Annotated in this window: 18 protein-coding genes; 7 read left to right on the top strand and 11 right to left on the bottom strand. The window is 62.3% G+C overall.

What is annotated here, in order from left to right; all coding sequences use genetic code 11:
- Positions 1-9 precede the first annotated feature (9 nt).
- Positions 10-423: an ester cyclase gene (locus QFZ60_RS00275; RefSeq protein WP_307087135.1), complete on the bottom strand. Its 414-nt coding sequence runs from the start codon at positions 421-423 to the stop codon at positions 10-12.
- Positions 424-510: 87 nt separating this feature from the next.
- Positions 511-978 (bottom strand): MarR family winged helix-turn-helix transcriptional regulator, encoded by a 468-nt coding sequence (locus QFZ60_RS00270; RefSeq protein WP_307087133.1) that lies wholly within the window; start codon positions 976-978, stop codon positions 511-513.
- Between the two features lie 405 nt (positions 979-1,383).
- Between QFZ60_RS00270 and fdhA the strand changes: the two genes are divergently transcribed.
- Together fdhA and QFZ60_RS00260 are read left to right on the top strand one after the other, a co-directional pair.
- A complete protein-coding gene (gene fdhA, locus QFZ60_RS00265; RefSeq protein ID WP_307087131.1) occupies positions 1,384-2,601 on the top strand; it encodes a formaldehyde dehydrogenase, glutathione-independent in 1,218 nt (405 codons plus the stop codon).
- Between the two features lie 88 nt (positions 2,602-2,689).
- Positions 2,690-2,878: a hypothetical protein gene (locus QFZ60_RS00260; protein ID WP_307087129.1), complete on the top strand. Its 189-nt coding sequence runs from the start codon at positions 2,690-2,692 to the stop codon at positions 2,876-2,878.
- A 78-nt stretch (positions 2,879-2,956) separates the two neighbouring features.
- On the opposite strand, the gene QFZ60_RS00255 is transcribed toward QFZ60_RS00260, so the two are convergent.
- The 6 genes from QFZ60_RS00255 to QFZ60_RS00230 form a co-directional block, all read right to left on the bottom strand.
- Positions 2,957-3,706: an SDR family NAD(P)-dependent oxidoreductase gene (locus QFZ60_RS00255; protein ID WP_307087127.1), complete on the bottom strand. Its 750-nt coding sequence runs from the start codon at positions 3,704-3,706 to the stop codon at positions 2,957-2,959.
- Between the two features lie 142 nt (positions 3,707-3,848).
- Complete coding sequence (locus QFZ60_RS00250; protein WP_307087125.1) at positions 3,849-4,844, bottom strand: Gfo/Idh/MocA family protein; 996 nt, start codon at positions 4,842-4,844, stop codon at positions 3,849-3,851.
- Entirely contained in the window at positions 4,841-5,743 is a 903-nt protein-coding gene (locus QFZ60_RS00245; protein ID WP_307087123.1) for a sugar phosphate isomerase/epimerase, read from the bottom strand. Before QFZ60_RS00245 ends, QFZ60_RS00250 begins: the two co-directional genes overlap by 4 nt.
- Positions 5,740-6,327, bottom strand: coding sequence for a VOC family protein (locus QFZ60_RS00240; RefSeq protein ID WP_307087122.1), 588 nt, complete (start codon positions 6,325-6,327; stop codon positions 5,740-5,742). The genes QFZ60_RS00245 and QFZ60_RS00240 overlap by 4 nt, the downstream gene beginning before the upstream one ends.
- Positions 6,324-7,346, bottom strand: coding sequence for a LacI family DNA-binding transcriptional regulator (locus tag QFZ60_RS00235; protein ID WP_307087121.1), 1,023 nt, complete (start codon positions 7,344-7,346; stop codon positions 6,324-6,326). Before QFZ60_RS00235 ends, QFZ60_RS00240 begins: the two co-directional genes overlap by 4 nt.
- Positions 7,312-8,292: a Gfo/Idh/MocA family protein gene (locus tag QFZ60_RS00230; RefSeq protein WP_307087119.1), complete on the bottom strand. Its 981-nt coding sequence runs from the start codon at positions 8,290-8,292 to the stop codon at positions 7,312-7,314. The genes QFZ60_RS00235 and QFZ60_RS00230 overlap by 35 nt, the downstream gene beginning before the upstream one ends.
- A 161-nt stretch (positions 8,293-8,453) precedes the next feature.
- On the opposite strand from QFZ60_RS00230, the gene QFZ60_RS00225 reads away from it, so the two are divergent.
- From QFZ60_RS00225 to QFZ60_RS00215, 3 genes are all read left to right on the top strand, one after another.
- Positions 8,454-9,101, top strand: coding sequence for a bifunctional 4-hydroxy-2-oxoglutarate aldolase/2-dehydro-3-deoxy-phosphogluconate aldolase (locus QFZ60_RS00225; protein WP_307087117.1), 648 nt, complete (start codon positions 8,454-8,456; stop codon positions 9,099-9,101).
- Positions 9,098-9,646, top strand: a complete 549-nt coding sequence (locus QFZ60_RS00220; RefSeq protein ID WP_307087115.1) for an ATP-binding protein — start codon at positions 9,098-9,100, stop codon at positions 9,644-9,646. The genes QFZ60_RS00225 and QFZ60_RS00220 overlap by 4 nt, the downstream gene beginning before the upstream one ends.
- 272 nt (positions 9,647-9,918) lie before the next feature.
- On the top strand, positions 9,919-11,340 hold the full coding sequence (locus QFZ60_RS00215) for an MFS transporter (RefSeq protein WP_307087113.1): 1,422 nt from the start codon (positions 9,919-9,921) through the stop codon (positions 11,338-11,340).
- Positions 11,341-11,451: 111 nt separating this feature from the next.
- Here the strand turns inward: QFZ60_RS00215 and metH are convergent, their stop codons facing one another.
- Positions 11,452-15,096: a methionine synthase gene (metH, locus tag QFZ60_RS00210; protein WP_307087111.1), complete on the bottom strand. Its 3,645-nt coding sequence runs from the start codon at positions 15,094-15,096 to the stop codon at positions 11,452-11,454.
- A 438-nt stretch (positions 15,097-15,534) separates the two neighbouring features.
- Between metH and QFZ60_RS00205 the strand changes: the two genes are divergently transcribed.
- Positions 15,535-16,401, top strand: coding sequence for a hypothetical protein (locus tag QFZ60_RS00205; protein WP_307087109.1), 867 nt, complete (start codon positions 15,535-15,537; stop codon positions 16,399-16,401).
- A gap of 906 nt (positions 16,402-17,307) precedes the next feature.
- Here QFZ60_RS00205 and QFZ60_RS00200 read toward each other — a convergent pair.
- Together QFZ60_RS00200 and QFZ60_RS00195 are read right to left on the bottom strand one after the other, a co-directional pair.
- On the bottom strand, positions 17,308-18,186 hold the full coding sequence (locus tag QFZ60_RS00200) for a hypothetical protein (protein WP_307087107.1): 879 nt from the start codon (positions 18,184-18,186) through the stop codon (positions 17,308-17,310).
- Positions 18,187-18,248: 62 nt separating this feature from the next.
- Positions 18,249-19,298, bottom strand: a complete 1,050-nt coding sequence (locus QFZ60_RS00195; protein WP_307087105.1) for an LLM class flavin-dependent oxidoreductase — start codon at positions 19,296-19,298, stop codon at positions 18,249-18,251.
- A gap of 142 nt (positions 19,299-19,440) precedes the next feature.
- On the opposite strand from QFZ60_RS00195, the gene QFZ60_RS00190 reads away from it, so the two are divergent.
- Entirely contained in the window at positions 19,441-20,418 is a 978-nt protein-coding gene (locus tag QFZ60_RS00190) for an alpha/beta fold hydrolase (RefSeq protein WP_307087103.1), read from the top strand.
- Positions 20,419-20,495: the final 77 nt, after the last annotated feature.

The following is a 20,495-nucleotide window of genomic DNA, read 5'->3' as shown; positions in this document are numbered from 1 at the left end:
CCTAAACATTTAGGCATCGATCGGCCGGATTTGCATCATCAGCCCGAAGAGGTCCGGGAGACCGTGCTCTTCACTGATTTGACCATTGGTGAATCGATAGATGTTCATTGCCTGCGTTTGGACCGGTTTGCCTGTTGCAGGTACGCCGAGGAAGTCTTCTTGGTGTGTGCCACGCAGGACGAATCGTGCCGCTACCGTGTTTCCCTCAATAATGGTTTCCTCCAGGGACCACTGGACGTCGGGAAACGCTTGTCGCATTATCCCGATGATCTTGAGGTAGCCGCTTGGACCCTGCACCGGCTCTGGCAGGAAGGGCACATGGAACGTTGCCGACGGTGAGATGATCTCACCACCAATCCTTTCGTCGGCTGAATTGATGAATTCGACGAAACGATCCATGCGTTCACGGAGTTCTTCAGTCATTTACTTGCTTCCTTCACGTCTTAGTGGCTGTCGGTACGCCGCTGGATAGCGACGAGTAGAGGATGACCTCGGATTCCCCCAAGCGCGTCAGGCCGGTTTCTCTGCCGCCGCCAAGCGGCTGGCATTTCGTAGCCGGCTCAGCAGGTCGACGAGTTCATCTGTGTTCTCCTGGCTAAGCACAGGATTCAGCCGCAGAGTCAGCTCGGCTTCAACAGTCTTCCTGGCCCGTTCCAGCAGCATTCGACCATCGGCCGTCAACTCGATGAGGGAGGACCTGCGATCGAGTGGGTTATTCCTCCGACGGCAATGTCCGGCCTTTTCAATCCGGTCAATGAGTTTGCTCGTGCCTCCGACGGTAATCGCAAGAGCCGAGGCAACATCGAAAACCCGGCACGCACCTAGGCGATCGATGACCGCCATCGGTTCAAACCTGCTCATCGGGAGGCCGTGCTCCTTGCGGAGACTGCCATCGAGCGCGTCCCACAACTCAGTTTCCAATCGAGTCAGTTCGCTGAAAAGAGGGTACAGAGGCGAGGTTCCGATGCCCTTGTTCATAACAGAGAGTTTACTACTTTGTTTCCATGGAATCTAATTCTCAGGAATCTACTCCTGCGATGACACTTTTGACTCCGCCCAAGACGGCAGTGGAACTGCAATGACCATCCGTGAGAGCCAGCGGCCGATCATGCATCTATTCCGCAGGGTTATCTTCAAAATCTCGCGCTTTTGTTGCACCTCTTGTGACCCTAGTCTCATCACTACAAGCTCTTCGATCATGAGAGGCATGAAGGGCTGTCCCATACCCGTGAAGGGTGCTTCGGTGGCCTGAAACCTGGGGAGGTATCCCTATCGAAGCACCGCTCTCGGGCAATGGGGCAGCGCCTGCAACGTTGCAGGACCAGTGCAAGGCCATCCAAATGGAGGGCCCGGCACCAACTACCCCTACCAAAAGGAGTGTCCATGTCAGGAAACAGAGCCGTTGCCTACAAAGAACCCGGCGTCGTCGAAATCATCACCACCGACTACCCCACGTTCGAACTCAAGGATGGGCCTGGCGTCAATCCTGCCAATGTGGGCCGAAAAGTACCCCACGGCGCCATCCTGCGCACGGTGACCACCAATATCTGCGGCTCGGACCAGCACATGGTCAGGGGCCGGACCACGGCCCCTAAGGACCTCGTCCTTGGACATGAAATCACCGGCGAAGTGGTGGAGGTCGGTCCGGACGTTGAGTTCATCAAGGTGGGAGACATTGTCTCCGTACCTTTCAACATCTCCTGTGGCCGTTGCCGGAACTGCAAGGAGCGCAAGACGGGCATCTGCCTGAACGTCAACCCGGACCGCCCGGGCAGCGCCTATGGTTATGTGGATATGGGCGGCTGGGTGGGCGGCCAAGCCGAATACGTGCTGGTCCCCTATGCCGACTGGAATCTGCTCAGGTTCCCGGACCGTGACCAGGCCCTGGAAAAGATCATGGACCTGACAATGCTTTCCGATATCTTCCCCACAGGCTTTCACGGCGCCGTTACCGCCGGAGTGGGCGTCGGATCCACCGTCTACATCGCCGGCGCCGGCCCGGTGGGCCTCGCGGCCGCCGTCGGCGCGCAGTTGCTCGGTGCAGCCGTCGTGATCGTTGGTGACATGAATGAAGACCGCCTGGCTCAAGCCCGTTCCTTCGGCTGCGAAACGGTGAACGTCACCAAGGGCGGTCCGAAGGACCAGATCGAGCAAATCCTTGGCGTCCCCGAGGTGGATTGCGGCGTTGACGCCGTGGGGTTCGAAGCCCGCGGCCATGGCAAGGACGCCTCCCACGAGGCCCCCGCCACCGTGCTGAACTCACTCATGGATATCACCGCCGCAGGCGGCGCCCTTGGCATTCCCGGCCTGTATGTCACCGGCGACCCTGGTGGAATTGACGAGGCCGCAAAGCACGGCTCCCTGTCGCTGTCCCTCGGCACCGGATGGGCAAAGTCCCTGTCGTTTACCACCGGACAGTGCCCCGTCATGTCGTACAACCGCCAGCTGATGATGGCCATCCTGCACGATAAGGTCCAGATCGCCAAGGCAGTAAACGCCACAGCGATCCCCCTTGAGGATGCACCGCGCGGTTACGCCGAATTCGACGCCGGTTCGGCAACGAAGTTCGTGCTGAATCCGAACGGATACGTCGCGGCGTAGAACCACAGCAACCCGCCCGGTGGCACGGGCTTCAGGGCCCGTGCCACCGGCGCGCATCCACTCTCCAAAAATCAGCAAAGGCAATGAGATGACCCTTCTTACCGACCAAGAATCAATCCTCCGCCTTAGCAGCAACGGGCAGGAGCATGTCGACATCCGGCTCGAAGCATCGAGTCCGGTGACCGTTCGGCTGCAGCTTGATGGTGGCTGCAATTGCCAGAACGGTACTGAAAATCGCCCGGGTTCGTACGTTGACAGCGACTTCGGCGTCCGCTGACAGTGGCTGCACAGGCCATCCGGCATCAGCCCTAAGGCCTAAGCCGTAAGCCCTAAGCCCTAAGCCCTAAGCCCCGGATCAGGTTCCAATTCCCAGGTGTGCTCCGCCTGCCACATCGAGGGATACGCCGGTGATGTAGCGGTTGTCGGGGTCGGCAAGGAAAAGGATGGCACGGGCGACTTCGTCTGGTTCGGCGAACCGGCGCATTGGAAGCTGGGCAGCGCGCTTGGCCCGGTTCGCGGCTGCATCCGGGCCGGAGTCGTTGGCGAATTGTGCCCACATGGGAGTGTTTACGGGGCCGGGCGCGATGGCGTTGACCGAGATGCCGTTCGGGCCGAGCAGTTCGGCGAACGACCACATGATGTGCAACACGGCGAGTTTGCTTGCGTTGTAGGGCAAGTAGTTGAGGCGGGCTTCTTTGGCTGCAACGGAGGAGAGGATCACGATGGCGCCGGCCGTTCCGGTTCCAATCATTGATTGCGCGGTTTCGCGGACCATGGTGAAGGTTCCGGAACCGTTGATCCGCATGATGGAGTCGAATTCTTCGGTCGTTGTTTTCATGATGTCCGGCGTGGCACCCAGGACTCCAGCTGCGTGGACGAGAGCGTCGATTCGCCCGAACTTGGTGGTGACGTCCGCGACGACTGTGGCGCATTGTTCTTCGGAGGTGATGTCGAGCGGGAAGAAGCCGGCGAGTTCCTGGCCCTCCTTTGGGCCGCGGTCGGCACCTATGACGAGTGCCCCTTCGGCTGTGAGTGCCTCGACGACTGCATTACCGATTCCGCCGCTTGATCCGGTCACCAGAACGACTTGGTCTTTGAGGCTCATCTGGTTTCTCCGCTTATCTGTCGCTGCCCTGCGGCTGGCTGGTGGGCTGCTCGTTTCATCTTTCCAGCTCCTTACTTGAGGTTTTATGGGGGTGAGCCGTCACTCCGGGCGCGGGCCAGGGTGGTGCACCTGCCCGTGCTGCCTAGCTGTTGCCGCTAACGGCGTGGCTTGCCCATTGCCGGCCTTCTTGTTCTTGTGTGGGCAGTCCGGAGGCGGCGAGGACCTGGTCAAGCAGCCGCTGCGTGTGGACGGCTTCGCGACCGGAGGTCAGTGGCTGTTCCCTGTCGGCGACCCGGTCCAGGAAGTGGTGGACGGCGGCGGAGAATCCGAGTGTGTCGGTCGCCGTTGCCCAGCCGTACGCCTCAGAGCTGAGCTCCCGTGAGGTTGTGACTCCCTTGACGGTGGTCGAGACGGTCTCCGGTGCCCTGACTTCCACGGTCTTGCCATCGCCGTAGGCGTCGAGTTTCTCATTCCAGGCACCTGCTGTCCGGGCAGCCACCAGCACTCCAGTGTTGCCGGTGCTGAAGCGAATCATGGCTGCGACGCCGTCTTCTTCCCAGGGGTCATCACCGGCTGCGTGCGCGGCAACGTCCACGGGTTCGCCGCCGCAGTACCAGCGGAGCAGGTCAACCATGTGGATGGCGTTCTCGAACGTTGCACGGTATTCGGATCCGGGCCGGTTCTTCTGCGCGACGCAGAAGGTGGCGCCTTTTGTGCCGAACAGCTCACGGCCGGCGGCATAGACGGGTGCGTAGCGGCGGTTGAAATCCACCATCAGGATGCGGCCGCGCTCGTCGGCCAGGTCCGCCAAACGTTCTGCTTCCTCGGTTGCCGGGGCAAGAGGTTTTTCGCAAAACACATCGACGTCGTTGTTGAGGCACAACTGGACCGCGTGCGCGTGTTCGGACCGGGGTGTGAGAACGAAGACGGCATCCAGGTCCTGCGCGTCCAGCATGTCCTCCACTGACCGGTAGGCGGCGCCGAACCCCCAGCGCCGTACCAGGTTGCCCGGGTCCTCGCGGCGGGATACCAGGGCTGCGAGCTCGACATCATCGCGCTGGACAAGTGTGGGTAGCTGGGCGATGGTGGCGATATTTCCTGCGCCGATGACGCCGACGCGGAGGCGCTGCCCGGTCATCGGGCATTCTCCATTTCAGCCAGATCAGTGAGCATTCCGCGCAGTGCGGTCACGGATTCCCGGAATCCGTCCTCGGGGGTGGGGAGGTCTTGCGGGTGCCAGCGGTACTCATACTCGATACTCAGCAGGTCATCGTAGCCGTGGCGCAGCAGCGCAGCGAGGATCTGGGGCCAGGGAAGAACGCCGGTGCCGATGACCCTTGATCGGACGGCGCGCTCGGACGCGTCGACGCGGGCTGTCTCCGTGGCACGGAAGGCTGCGTTCGGATCGGTGAACACGAGGTCCTTCACGTGCACGTGACCGATCAGGTCGCCCTGGACGGCAAAGGCTTCCTCGAACGTCTCGTCATGGGTGAAGGTGAGGTTGGCCTGGTCGTAGAGAACACGAACGGCCGGGTGGGCAACCTCCCGGACGAGCGCAGCGGTTTCTGCCGCGGTCTGGGTCATGGTGCCGAAGTGGTTCTCCACACACAGCCGCACGCCAGCCTGTTCAGCCTCGGGTGCCAGGGTCTGCAGGGCCTCCCGCAGTTTCGCCCATCGCCGGTCACGATCGGTGTCACCCGGATGCCACGCTCCCGCGTACACACGCACCCGGTCGGCGCCCAGCAGGTGGGCGGTCTCGATTGCGCCGCGGAATTCGTCAACTCCCCCGCGCCACTGACTCTCGTCAAGGGAGTTGATGGCCGTGGTGTAGGGCGTGAGGCCAAGAATCGGAAGGCCCTCGCCGTCTGCTGCCGTCAGTGCCTCCATGGCGGCGCGCCGGTCCCCCAGCGGCAACCCTGAGGTGTAGCCGTCCTGGTAGATGATTTCGGCGGCATCAAGCCCTGCGTCCCGGAAGAGCTTTAGCGCTTGGGGAACCGTATGGCGCGGAGTGCCTAGTGTGTGACCTGCAAGCCTCATTGTTGATTGTCCTTCCTGGAAGTGTGTTGTGTTGCCGTCCAGTCCGCTGGACCGACGAGCCTGGGTGGGGATGCGACGCGGGATCGGTCGACGATCTCCATCAGCAGGCCCCAAGGGGTGATGAAGTAGGTCCAGCGGTTGCCGGCTACCCGCGGGCTGTCGCCGGCGACTTCTTTGCGCTCCCCGAGCACGCGGACGCCCGGGGTTTCCTGCAGTACGGCGATCGCTTCGTCAACGTCGTCCACGACGAAGCACAGGTGGTGTCCGCCCGCGTCGCAATGCCGTGGCGGGGTCTCGCGCCGCTTAGCGCTGCTCCATTCGAACAGCTCAATGTTCAGGTTCGGGGGCAGGCGGAGCATGGCGAGCGTGAGTTTCGCATCTGCCGGGACGTCGAAGTTTGTGGGCATGAATTCCTCGTCAGGCCCACGTTCGGAGCGGTACAGTTCCTCGGCCCCGAGCACGTCGACGAAGAACCGGATACCCTCCTCGAGGTAGGGGACGGTCAAGCCGATGTGGTCCGTATGCCGGAGCCCCGGCAAACGCCGCAGTGTGCCTGCTGTGGCATCGTTCCTTTGCGCGGTCATTTGCGCGGTCCTGCGGTGGAGGCACGGACAAGAAGCTCAGGTTCGAGGACGATGTGGTCCACGGAACCGTCCGCGTTCTGCTTCTCGGCCAGCTCAATGGCGAGGTGTCCCATGTCGGAGATGGGCTGCCGGATGGTGGTCAGGGCCGGGTTGAAACGGGCCCCCAAAGCCAGGCCGTCGAAACCGATGACCGACACGTCCTCGGGTACACGCACGCCGCTTCGACCGAGGGCCGAGATGACCGCAAAGGCCACCATGTCATTCGCCGCGATGATGGCCGTCGGCGGATTCTCCATCTCGAGGAAATGCTCTGCCCCACGCGTACCCGCATCCAGATCCGACCCGCTGTCCAGCACAACAGGTGCACTGCCGCTCTCGGCAGACAGCTCCAGATACGCGTCCATCCGGTCCTGGGCGGTGTGCGTACCGGCGATGCCGGAAACATAGCCAATGGAAGTGTGCCCCAGAGAATGCAGATGATCCAGCGCCAACATGATTCCGCGGCGGCTGTCAACGGTGACCGTCGGAACTGCATCGTCGCCTTCAACCCGGTCGATCACGACCACCTTATGGCCGAAATCGAAGCGCTTCAGCGCCTCGGTATCGACCTTCGTGGAGGGCGCGACGATGCCGAAGGGGGCATACATGGCCTGCATGGCGACGAAGTATCCCTCAGTTTTGGCGGGGTCCCCATTGGTGACGCAGAGCAGCAGCTGGTAGCCGCGCTCATCCGCCGCCTGCGTCATCGTCTTGGCCAGTTCTGCAAAGAACGGGTTGGTGATGTCAGGGACGATCAGAGGGATGAAGGTGCTGGTCTTTCGGCGGAGTGCCTGGGCAAGTGGACTCATCGTATAGCCAAGTCCCTCGGCGACCCGGAGGATGTGCTCGCGGGTTTCGCTTTTCACCGCTTCCGGCCGGGAGAATGCCCGGGAAACCGTTGAGCGGTGGACGCCGGCCGCCTTCGCGACAACGTCAATACTTAGGTCAGCCATCTTCTTTTCCTCCGCGCTGGTCGTCATACGCCTGCCAGATCGGGCGCATCACATCTTCGAGCTGGGCCAATGTTGGCAGCCCCTTGAATCCATCTTCCAGTGTCTGAGCGACACGGCGCACGAACGGATCATAGAGAGGGTCACTGTCCACGTCGATCACGGCAGACTCGGTTGTCCCGTCCAACGCTGTGAACGTGGCCGAACCGTCCGAGTTGACGGAGGCGAATCCCGCCCTGCCCGCCGACGTGTAACTGCAGTAACGCTTCAACGGTGAACCCGGGAAGGCGTACCCCACTTCCACAATGGCTTCAGACCCGCTCGGGGTGGTGATGATGAGGCTGGCATGGTCCTCGACGGCCCCGCCGTGCAGCGCCGTGGAGAGCCGTGATTCGACACTCGCCGCTGACTCGTCACAGGCCTGCAGGAACAGGTCGACGAAATGGGGTCCAAGGTTTGCCAGGCACCCTCCCCCTGCGGTGGCAGGGTCCAGCATCCAAGAGTTGCCGTTAGCCAGGTAACGGGAAGGCGGACCGGCAATGAAGGAGATCCTCTGGTACGTTGGCCGGCCAGCCTTGGCCAGCCAACGGTCCGTCGGACCACCCCGCTGGACCAGCGGGACGGTGACCGGGACGCCGGCTGCATCAGCAGCCTTGCGCACCTGCGAAAGTTCCGCCAGGGACGTTCCCAGCGGCTTCTCCACCACAATCGGAATGCCACGCTCGATCAGGGCAAGACACTTTTCGGCCATTCCATCGTGCGGGCCGAAAACATAGGCGAGCCCCAGCTCCGGCAGATCGATCAGGCTCCGCCAGTCCGCATCAACGGGAGCGGCCCAAGTCTTTGCCAGTCCCTGAACGAGTGACCCGTTCTCGTCACTGATGCCGACGACTTGGTGTTCTTCGCCGATTGCCCGGGCATACAGCGGAACGTGCCAGTGTGAAGCACCAAGAATGATCGTGCGTGTTTTACTCACCCTGACAGCTCCTTTGCTAAGTATGGGTCTTGCTGTCCGACGCAACATGAGATCGATTGCTGAGATCGGTTGCAATAACAGTATGGATGGTGGGAAAGTTTGTCAACGACGTTCAACAGTGGCCCAGGCAACAACTCGCTTGGGCCCCAAGAAAGGCACACATGTACAAGAAACTCCGTACCCTGCAGACCATCAACGAACTCGGCGCCGTGCTCATCGTCCGCCTGGAGAACGCGGAAGTGGCAGAACGCGTTGCGGAAGCTGCCATTGCCGGAGGCTTCCGCGCCATTGAAATCACGCTTTCGATTCCGGGCGCCGTCGAGGTAATCCGCCGGCTCTCCGCCAGGCATGGGGCCAATGGAGTGGCGATCGGCGCCGGAACGGTGTTGGACGAGCACTCGGCCTACGAGTGCATCCGCGCCGGAGCTGAATTCCTGGTCAGTCCCCAGCTGAATCCGGCAATGATCCGGACAGCAAACCGGTACCAGATACCGACCATCAGCGGAGCCTACACACCGACCGAACTTGTTAACTCCGCCGAGGCGGGCGCCGACATCCTCAAGCTCTTCCCCACCGAGGCCGGCGGCATCCCCTACGCCAAATCCGTGCTCGCCCCGCTTGCTCACCTGCCGATCATGCCGGCAGGCGGGGTAACCGTGCAGAACGTAGGCGAATGGTTTGCGGCGGGCGTAGCAGGTGTCGCCGTCGGCAGCTACGTGACAAAAGCATGGCAGCCCGACGGCGACTTTACCCGCGTCACCAAAGCCGCCGAGGAGTTCCTGTCAGCAGTGGCAGAGGCCCGACGATGACGATCCCCACCGTCTTTATTGTTATTGGCCCGGCCGGCTCCGGGAAAACGACGGTCGCGCAGAAAACAGCAAAAGAACACAACGCGGCATACCTGGACAAGGACCGCGTATGCGGACGCTTCGTCGAGTTCGCGCTGAAGGCAACCGGACACGACCCCACCGACCGGGAATCCAACGACTACTACCGCGACAACCTGCTTCCCCTCGAGTACGAAACACTCATGGACGTCGCCGGGGCGAACCTGCGCCTGGGGCGCTCCGTCGTGCTCGATGCCCCTTTCGGAGCCTACTTCGACGAACCGGATTTTCTGACGCGCGCGGCAGAAAAGTTCCATTGGCCACCTTCTGAAACCACGGTGGTGCGGGTGAGGGTTCCCGAGGACCTTCTGCGGGACCGGATCACCCGCCGCGGCCTGGAACGGGACCAGTGGAAACTTTCCCACTGGGATGAGTACTGGTCCATCTACGGGTGTTTGGAATGCGCGTGGTCCGGAGTGCGGTACCTGGACTTCAACAACGAGACACCCCTTCCGGCAGAGGGGTAATCGCTCCACCGCTGCACCCACTGCCGCAAAGCGGTTGCCCCTCCTAGAGGGGCCACACCGGAATCTGCGACGCGGCTCACAAAAAAACGTTGACAAGTCTGTTCTGTCGTCCGTAATCTGATTGCAACCGATCTCAGCAACCGATCTCAGCAACCGATCTTATTGGTTTTGCTGATCCGCCAAGGCGGTAACGGCAGCTGCAGCCGGAGCATTGATCGCCCCGGCTCAACCCCTAACCCCTCCTCAGCAAACGTGAAAGTATGGAGAGTTCAATGAAGACCTCAAAAGATGCGCTCGGCAGCTCGGGCCCTTCGGAATTTCCGGAAGTGCCGGAGCCACGTAGGCGCTCCGTCAACATGGTGGCAGGCACGATCGGCCATTTCGTGGAGTGGTACGACTGGTACATCTACGGGCTGCTGGCAGCAGTATTCTCATCGCAGATTTTCCCCGGCGACTCCCCATTCGCGTCCCTGGTCGCAGCACTGCTGACGTACGCAATCGGGTTTGTCGTCCGCCCGCTCAGCGGGATCATCATTTCACCACTGGCCGACCGTTTCGGCCGCAGGCTCGTCCTAACGCTCTCCATCTCCGGAATGGCGCTCGGCGCTTTGATCATCGGTCTCACGCCGTCATTTGCGACGATCGGGTACGCGGCGCCAGTTCTTTTCCTGGTTGCACGCATCCTTCAAGGCATCTCGGCCGGCAGTGAGCAGCAGAGCGCTATCGCCTTCATGGTCGAACACGCTCCCGCGAACCGTCGTGGCCTGTTTGGCTCGTTCTCCAATATGGCAAGCGGCCTGGCGACCCTCGCCGCGACCGGTGCCGCCGCGATCGTGACCTCCTCTTTTGCTCCCGCCGACCTCGCCGCCTGGGGTTGGCGCATCCCGTTCCTCATAGGCGGTGTCCTTGGCGTAGTCGGGCTTATCCTGCGGGCTCGCTCTGATGAGACCCCTGAGTTTGAGGCGACTGCCCTTGTCGACCAAAAGTCCGCGGCGGCGCGCCTGATGGACCTGCTGCGCGAACACCCGAAGGCTCTGCTGCAGGCAGCCGCGCTGTCTGCTCCGGCCGTGGCCTACTACACCTGGGCCACCTTCCTTCCCACCTATGCCAAGCTGACCACCGGCCGGGACCTGTCCTCCACTCTTGCCGGGAGCGTTATCGGGCTGGCCTTGCTCGTGGTCATCGTGCCGGTCTGCGGATACCTTTCCGACCGGCTCGGCCGACGCAAGATCTTCCCGATCATCGGTGCCATCGGCATGATCGTGCTCTTCTACCCACTGCTTCTGCTGCTGAACCAGCCAGGCTTCGGCGTGTACGTTCTGGTCTCAGCGTCGGGATGGGTGGTTCTTGGAATCTGGCAGTCGGTCTATCCGACAATCCAGGCCGAGCTGTTCCCGGCCTCTGTCCGGGTCTCCGGAATCGGCTTTGCACACCAGATCGTGATCGCCGTCTTCGGAGGCACCGCACCACTGATTGCCGCTGCATTCGTCGGCGCCGGACAGCCCATGTTCGTCGCGTACTACATGATCGCCATTGTCGCCCTCTCCCTCATCGCCTACTTCACGCTTCCGGAAACTGGCAGCAAGGGCCCGCGTGCCACCGTCGCCCCGGCAGACCGCGAAGTGCTGGAGGGAGAGCACCTGCTCTTCGAGACTCCACACGGCGGGATCCAGGCGCACAATTCCAAGCCATAGGCGTCCTTCTGGTGCCCTCGTAACCCTGCAGCGCCCCCGCACTTCGGGGATCGCCCTCGACCAAGACCTGGTCGAGGGCGATCCCATGCCCGGCCAAAGACCGGCTTCACCTCACACCTTGAAGTACTTCGCCTCAGGGTGGTGGAAAACGAATGCGTCGGTGGACTGTTCGGGGTGCAGCATCAGCTCGTCGCTGAGGACCACACCCATCCGCTCCGGCTTCAGCAACTCCGTCACCTTGCGGCGGTCCTCCATGTCGGGGCAGGCGGGGTAGCCCAGCGAGAACCGCGCACCGCGGTAGTCGAGCTTGAAATACCCTGCCGTGTCCTTCGGCTCCTCGGCCGCGAAGCCCAGCTCCTTCCGGATCCGCGCATGCCAGAACTCGGCGAGCGCCTCGGTGAGCTGCATGACCAGGCCGTTGAGCTCGTAGTAGTCGCGGTACTGGTTGGCCGCGAACATCTTGGACGTGAACTCTTCGATCTTCGAACCGGCGGTGACCAGCTGCACCGGCAGCACATCAATCTGTCCCGATTCGCGCGGCTTCACGAAGTCCGCCAGGCACAGGTGCCGGTCGCGGCGCTGTCGCGGGAAGTCGAACCGCAGGCGGTCGGTGCCGATCGGACCGCCTGAACCACCATCGGGGGCGAGCAGGCCCGCCTGGCCCAGGACGCCGTCGTGATCCTCGCCGTGGTGGAGGACCACCACCTGCTCCCCCTCGGAAACCACCGGGAAGTAGCCGTAGGCGACGGACGCGTCCAGCATCCCCTCGCCCAGGATGCGGTCCAGCCAGTACCGCAGGCGCGGCCGGCCCTCGCGTTCCACCAGTTCCTCGTAGGAGGCGCCGTCCTCGCCGCGGCCGGGCTTCAGCCCCCACTGGCCCATGAAGGTGGCGCGCTCGTCGAGGAACGCGGAGTAGTCGTGGAGCGAGACGCCGCGGACGATGCGCGTGCCCCAGAACGGCGGCACGGGCACGGGGTTGTCGGTGGCGACGTCGGACCGGCCGGGCATGGCCTCCGGCTCGGTCACCGTGAACTTCGCACCCCCCTTGTGGATGCGCTTCTTCAAAGGCGGCAGGCCGACGTCGTCCGGCGACTCGCCGCGGGCAACGCGCACCAGCGGTTCCATGAGGGAAAGGCCCTCGAAGGCGTCCTTGGCGTACCGGACCACGCCGTCGAACTGCTCCGCCAGGTCCTGCTCCACGTAGGCGCGGGTCAGGGCGGCACCGCCCAGGATCACGGGCCACTTCTTGGCCAGGCCGCGGGACTGCAGCTCAGCGAGGTTTTCCTTCATCACCACGGTGGACTTCACCAGCAGGCCGGACATGCCGATCACGTCCGCGTTGTGCTCCTCGGCGGCGGCGATGATCTCGGCGATGCCCTGCTTGATGCCGATGTTGATGACCTTGTAGCCGTTGTTGGTGAGGATGATGTCCACCAGGTTCTTGCCGATGTCATGCACGTCGCCGCGCACGGTGGCGATCACCATGGTGCCCTTGCCGGAGGAATCGGACTTCTCCATGTGCGGCTCGAGCAGGGCCACGGCGTTCTTCATGACCTCGGCGGACTGCAGCACGAACGGCAGCTGCATCTCGCCGGCGCCGAAGCGCTCACCCACCACCTTCATGCCCTCGAGCAGGTGGTCGTTGATGATGCCCAGCGGGCTCATGCCCTCGCTGCGGGCCAAGTCCAGGTCCGCTTCGAGGCCCTTACCTTCGCCGTCGATGATGCGCCGCTCAAGGCGTGCGCCCGTGGGCAGCGCGGCGAGTTCGGCGGCGCGCTGGTCCTTGAGGGCAGCAGTGTCGACGCCGGCGAACATGTCCAGCATGCTGGCCAGGGGGTCGTACGTGACGTTGCCGTCGGCGTCGTATTCGCGGCGGTCCCAGACGAGGTCCAGCGCCACTTTGCGCTGCTCTTCAGGGAGTGAGGCGAGCGGGACGATCTTGGCGGCGTCGATGATGCCGCTGGTCAGGCCGGCCTGGACGGCCTCGTGCAGGAACACGGAGTTCAGGACGACGCGCGCTGCCGGGTTCAGGCCGAAGGAGACGTTCGAGACGCCGAGCGTGGTGTTGATGCCGGGGTATTTCGTGGTGATCTGGCGGATGGCCTCGATGGTTTCGATGCCGTCGCGGCGGGTTTCCTCCTGGCCGGTGGCGACGGGGAAGGTGAGGCAGTCGACGATGATGTCCTCGACGCGCATGCCCCATTCGCCCACCAAGGCGTCGACGAGGCGGGAGGCGATGGCCACCTTGCCCTCGGTGGTGCGGGCCTGGCCCTGTTCGTCGATGGTCAGGGCGATCACGGCGGTGCCGTGTTCCTTGACCAGAGGCATGATGCGGGCGAAGCGGCTGTTGGGGCCGTCGCCGTCCTCGTAGTTGACGGAGTTGACCACCGGGCGGCCGCCGATGAGTTCCAGGCCGGCCTGCAGGACGGGCGGCTCGGTGGAGTCGATGACCAGCGGGAGAGTGGAGGCGGACGCGAAGCGGCTCACCACCTCTTTGATGTCCGCGACGCCGTCGCGGCCCACGTAGTCGATGCAGACGTCCAGCAGGTGGGCGCCGACGCGGATCTGTTCGCGGGCGATGTCCACGCAGTCGTCCCAGCGCTCTTCGAGCATCGCCTGGCGGAACGCCTTGGAACCGTTGGCGTTGGTGCGCTCACCGATGGCCAGGTACGCGGACTCCTGGTCGAAGTTCACGTGCTGGTAAAGGGAGGCGACGCCGGCTTCGCGTTCTTCGGGGAGGCGGGCGGGGGCGTTTTGTGCCGTGGTGGCCACGGCCTTGGTGCGGAAGGGAGCAAGACGTTCGACGACGGCGGCCATGTGTTCCGGCGTCGTACCGCAGCAGCCGCCCACCAGGCCCAGGCCGAATTCGCGCACGAACTGTTCGTGCGCCGTGGCGAGTTCGGTGGGTGAGAGCGGGTAGTGCGCGCCGTTGGCGCCGAGGACGGGCAGGCCGGCGTTGGGCATGCAGGCGATGGCGACCGAGGATTGCTTGGAGAGGTGGCGGAGGTGCTCGCTCATCTCGTCCGGGCCGGTGGCGCAGTTCAGGCCGATGGCGTCGACGCCGAGCGGCTCGAGTGCGGTGAGTGCGGCGCCGATTTCGGAGCCCATGAGCATGGTTCCGGTGGTTTCGACCGTTACCTCGACGAAGATGGGGAGCCGGATGCCACGGTCCACGATGGCCTGCTTGCAGCCGTTGACGGCGGCTTTGGTCTGCAGGAGGTCCTGGCTGGTTTCGATGAGGAAGGCGTCTGCGCCGCCGTCGATGAGGCCTTGGGCCTGGAGGGCGAAGGTCTGCTTGAGGTAGTCGTAGCTGGTGTGGCCCAGGCTGGGGAGCTTGGTGCCGGGGCCCATGGAGCCGAGGACCCAGCGCATGCGTCCGTCTGTTTCTTCTGCGGCTTCCGCGCGTTCGCGGGCGATCTTGGCGCCTTTTCTTGCCAGCTCCTCGATGCGGTCGTCGATGCCGTAGTCGGACAGGTTGGACCAGTTGGCGCCGAAGGTGTTGGTTTCGACGGCGTCGATGCCGGTGGCGAAGTAGGCGTCGTGGATGTCCGCGATGACGTCCGGGCGGGTGTCGTTGAGGATCTCGTTGCAGCCCTCGAGGTTCTGGAAGTCCGTGTCCAGCTGCAGGTCCCGGCCCTGGAGCATGGTGCCCATGGCGCCGTCGGCAATGACGACGCGGTGGTTCACGCCGTCCAGCAGCTCCTGCGAGCGGGCCGGGCGGGGGACGGACTCAGTATCCAGTGCAAAACGGGGCATCTAATCAGGTTACGTGCGGGGGCCGGAACGTTGCGCTGTGTGTCCGTGTACTACGAAGGCAGTTGGGTTGGTGGGCAGTTGGGTCAGTCCGCGCCCTGGTCCTAGCGGGCGAATGTCCGATCCGAGAATACGAGGTCCTTGCATTGGCGGGAATCAAGTCGGCAACTTTAGGTCGAGCACCAGAGCCATCCGTGGTCGTCATCAACGTGTGCAGGGCGAGCAATCCTGCCAACTCCAGTAATTTTCCTTCACTCCTTGGACGTTATGTAGGGTGGCTCATGAAAGAGGCGTACGCACACCGGCATTACTCGTCGCGCAGAAAAAAATGATTGAAGTGCATACCGAGCGAAAGGGAAGTGTTCCACTGTTCGCTAATGAATTGCACGAACGTTAACGGCAAGACTGAGCAATTTGTTACTACTGATGCTAGGAGTCCCAATGGCTGGCTACAACAAGCCGAAGACAAAGCTTCATCGTGAGTTTCTATACCTAAACCACGAAACTGTCATCAACTCCCTATCGGCGGTAGAAGCTGGGAAGATTGACGAAATAATCCAAAAGGCTTCCGAGGCCCGTGAAGGTGGGCTGGAAGGGACAATTGGTTATGGACCGCTCAAGGCGTCGGGCGGAAAAAAGAAGTCCGCCGACATTCACGAGGAGATGGTCAGAACACGCACGATTTTTTCGTCCTTCGATGCTTGGTACAAGTATCTTCACGCAGCCGGGGCATTCGGCACGCTTGATAACTGGGATGAAGAGATCCGTGAGGAGATCGGAATTGGGGACACTGTCGAATTCACGGCCCGCGTCTCCCTAGCACCCTTGCACCGCGTCTTTTCTACCTTTATTGCCTTCTCAAATGAGGCCGGTAACCCTGACTCGGCACTAAAGCGTCCAACAGCCGAAATCGCGAACCTTAAAAAGACAGCGAGAATGATGGCCGGATGGATGCGTGGAAAGAGTGAAACACGCATGCAACTTGTACAGATTGCGCCCTTCGGAATTCAACATCCTCGGATTATGGCTGGCCTAGATGAAGCATTCTTGATCGCTGGGGCTCAAGGGATCGAGGGCGAGTTCACCGTCATTGGGCAGATAGAGGCCCTGCTCGAAGAGGATGAGAACTACCTGGCAATAAGGGTTATACGCGACAGCCCCCCTACGGCCTTGGAAGCCGACGTTTTGACCAAGGGCATGAAGAACATGATTGAACCTGCGAAGGCTCTGGGAGTTGAGATGTCGGAGGAGGATTTCCTCTTCAACGCGCCGACAGTAATTCTTCACCCGATCGCGATTTTCCGCTAGCCGGAAGGCGGTGCGTCAGAGGCTCGCCCCCTTCCTTGAGTAGGAATAAAATCCAAGGCTGCATAAAGCTACGTTTCGTCGTCGACCAGTGACTGTGGCAATCGCCTTTTCCTGACTGTGGCACGGCGTTTGCACTCAGGAGGTCACCACAGGTCGGCAAGTATGGCCCAGAAACGCTCATCATTGTCAGCCCTCGCAGCCTTGACGCCCGTTCAAGGCACGATGCATAAGTTCGTTTGGCCATCAAGAACGAAATGATCAGGTCCCCAAACTCTGAGCGCGAGGCCATCGAGGAGCAAGCGAAGCAGGCCAAAATTGAATCGAAACGAGCCGACCTACAGACAAGAGTGGCTTGAGCTCGAACGGGCTGAGAACATGCGTCGTCATGATGCCGCTGGCATGGCTTCAAGACATGCAGCAAGAATCCATGTGGCATTTCTCGGTTTCAGCGCTGCCGTTCTACTCGCTTCGGTGCTTACGCTATTGCTACCCCCAACCCTCCCCTCATTCCCGCTTGGCTGAGAACAATCAGCCCACTGTGCCTTATTCTTGCCACGATTGGGGGATTCATCACTCTGTTTTTCGGGGCTAGCGTCAGGGTTCTGCGGAGCTATTGCGACAGGCGGTTGCGGCGAAGCTGGAAAAGACTTACTTGCGACGGGCAGGTCTGGAACAGCTTGAGCGATCTCCTTGAGAGCCGCAGGTAGCGTGCGGGTCCGCAAGGCGCCGTCGGTGAAGGCGCCTGCGGCGAAACGCGTCGATGGCTCGTCCAGTCCGGCCAGTTGGATGAGCCAATCGCCGAATCTGGTCCACCCTGCCCTGCAGGCCGTTCCTGCTCATTCCTGACCGCCATTTTGAAGCTTGGTCAGGTCGCGCGGCTGCATAAGGTGCCCTAAAACGCCAAAGCTAGTTGCTACCTGGAGGCTGGCGATAGTCGAAGAGCTGGCCGCCGAAGTCAAACGAGAAATCGGCGACGCCAAATTGCATGCCTTCTGACAGATCGAGAACCTGTATGCCGTTGCTCGTCGTAATGAAAGCGCTTGCCTCGTTACCGATCTTTGGTCCTAAGGCGAAGAGCTCTTGGTGCTCGGCACGATGCCCCTCAGTCATCGCTCTTTGGAACTCTTGAGGAACATAAACAAAGCTGTCACCGATGAACCCCAAGGCCGAGTGAATGTTGGCCTCGTTCAAGACGCGGGCAACCCTAGGCGTAAGACCAGGAGTCGCCGTAATCAAGACGACCGAACCGAGGTGGAGAAGGTGGAACCAGTGCACTTCACTGTCGTTCGTAGACGCGCTCACTGCTCGATACAGGTCGGACTGAACAGTCACTAAGTGTTCTTTCGTCCAAACGACATAAGTTGAGTAACCATCAGGGATGAGGGTTCCTTGTCGTATGGCTTGGCGATGGCTAGGCGGTATCTGCAGCTTTGGATGGAGCTCACTCGAAAGGGCGGCGAAAACGACCGCCCAGTGGGCGATTTTGCGGAACTCGTGGGGAGATGGAGCATATTCTCCACTTACGAGTCGGCTAAAAGCAGTCTCAGCGGCGAGCTCAATGTTATTCATCCAGTTGTTGTTGCAGTCTTCGCACAGAGAGGTGACCTTGGTTTCGCGTATATCGCCGCCGTGCTTGATGGCTCGAACGATACCCGGATGGCTAACGCTGGAATCAGATAGAAACACGCCCCCAGTCGCGTCCTCGATGGTTTTGCGGAAACCCTTCTGAAAGAGGTGAGCACGTGTGAGCGGTTTGTCCGCAAAGCAGTAAAAGCACTCCGCCATTGATGTCCCATTCCCTCCACCGCTGCGGTTCCTATGGTGCGAGTGGCAATTGCGTGTTCGGACTAGTTTGATAGGTCGCCATCATAGAACATCCACCCCAAAGCTGGCCCCAGCTTGCCCGCCATATCGGTCAGGATCTGGACGTAGTCCTCGTGGTCGAAGCTGAAGGGCAGCGCGAACGCCACCTCATCCACTTCCTGGAAGCCTGCGTGCGCGTACAGCTGCTCGGCGATCTCCTCGCTGCTGCCAATCAGATCCCGGGCGAACATCATGCCCCTCGGCCCCTGCGGAGCAGCTGTCCGTGGAGTGCGTTCGTCCACATACCGCTGATACTTCTCCCGCTGCGAGGCAGTCGCCGAGTCAGTAGGGATCACGACCAGGCCCTGCGAAACCCGCGCCCCAGCATGTCCGGCGGCAGCAGCCGCTTCGCGGTACGCCCGGATCTGCGACTGCTGGACCAGGGCGAAGTCCGGCTCCTGGTCCTTGTCCGGAAAGATCACGCTGCTGGACAGCAGGTTGAAGCCGTTCGAACCGGCCCAGACAGCTGACTTAGTGCTGCCCGCCCCGTACCAAAGGCGGTCCCGCAGGCCGGGCGAGTGCGGTTCCACGCGGTTGGAGAACTCCTCCACCACCCCTTGCTTGCCGGAGAATTCCCGCACCGGCTCCCCTGCCACCAACCGCGCAAACCGCTCCACGCGGGCGTAGCTGAAGTCCTCCGCGTCCGCGGTATCCGGGTACAGCTCGTGCTTCACCGTGTCGTACTGCATCGGTTCGCCCACGCTCACCCCGGGATTGATGCGCCCTCCGGCGAGCAGGTCCACGGTGGCCAGGTCCTCCGCCAGGCGCAACGGATTCTCCCAGCCCAACGGGGTCACCGCGGTGCCCAGCTCGATCCGCGAGGTGCGCTGGCTGGCAGCGGCCATCACCGCCACCGGGGAAGAGATTCCGAACTGCAGGTGCCGGTGACGCAGCCAGGCACTGTCGAACCCCAGCCGCTCCCCCAGCTCAATGATCTGCAGCGTGGACTCGTGGCCCGCGGCCGGATTGGCCGGATCGAAAAGGCCAATGGTCAGGAACCCCAGCTTGCGCAGGGGACGTGTGGGATGCGGCATCGGCTTCCTTCAAAGCGGCGGACGTGGCTGGTTTCAGACTAGGCGGAAGCCCCTTAATTGAACCAGCAATCATTGACGCACATGACGGCATTGTGGTTAGGCTCGCCTCGAGCAGGCGACGGCGCCGCCACGGGAGGAAGATATGTCATTGCAGGAAATCGAGTTCACGTCCGCCAACGGCCGCGACACCATCCAGGCGTGGGTCTACGAACCAATCGGTGCACCCAAGGCGATCGTGCAGCTGATCCACGGGCTGGGCGAGCACTCCCGCCGCTACCTCCACCTCATCTCCACCCTGGTGGACGCGGGGTTCATTGTGGTGGCAGGCGACCACTCCGGGCACGGGCGCACGGCAATGCAGCAGGGCACCTGGGGTGACGCCGGCGAGGATGCCGCCAGCGTAGTGGTTGCGGATGAGGTCACCCTCCGGGCCAAGGCCCGGGAAGCACTCCCCCAGCTCCCGTACGTGGTGTTCGGCCACAGCTGGGGATCGATGATCGCCCGGGGCATGGCCGTCAATCCTGATGCACAGCTTTCCGGCCTGATCCTCTGCGGAATCGCCGCCCAAATGCGGGGCATCGAGACAATGATCAACCGGCCCGAACTCGCCCGGCTTGCCGCCGGCGAGTGCGGCGCCGATCCCGCGCCCGAGGAACTGGTGGGCCAGTTGTTCGACGGTTTCCTGGGCCGCGTTGGTGAAGGTGCCGGCCCCACCGCCTGGGTGGCGCTGGACGTTGACGTCGTTGCCGACCACGGCAGGGACCCGTTCAACAACTTCGGCGCACCCCTGAGCGCGCGGTTTCTGCAGGGCTTTGTGGACCTCTACGACCAGGTCAACTCCGACGACTGGTACAAACAGCTCCCCGCGGACCTTCCCGTCCTGATCCTCGCTGGCGACCAGGACCCCGTGACCAACTACGGCGAAGGGGCCTACCATGTGGCAAACCGCCTGGCTGATTCGGGCCACGCGGACGTCCGCACCCGCGTCTTCCCCGGCGTTCGCCACGAGGTGCACAACGAGCCCACCACCCGCGCCGAAACGGAGCGCGAGACGGTCGAGTTCATCCAGCGGGTCTCGCACGAACGGCAGGCATCCCCCGCACCGTCAGCTATAGCCTGACGGTCCCAGAGGAAAGCACCTCGTAAGGAAGGGTCGACGACGGCACCCGCCTCGCCGCCGTCGTCGTCCCTTTCAGC

Origin of the sequence: Arthrobacter sp. B2I5 (assembly GCF_030816735.1) — a bacterium.
Taxonomy (GTDB): Bacteria; Actinomycetota; Actinomycetes; order Actinomycetales; family Micrococcaceae; genus Arthrobacter.
The sequence above is the reverse complement of the archived record's forward strand: the minus strand, read 5'-3'. Positions and strand labels throughout refer to the sequence as shown.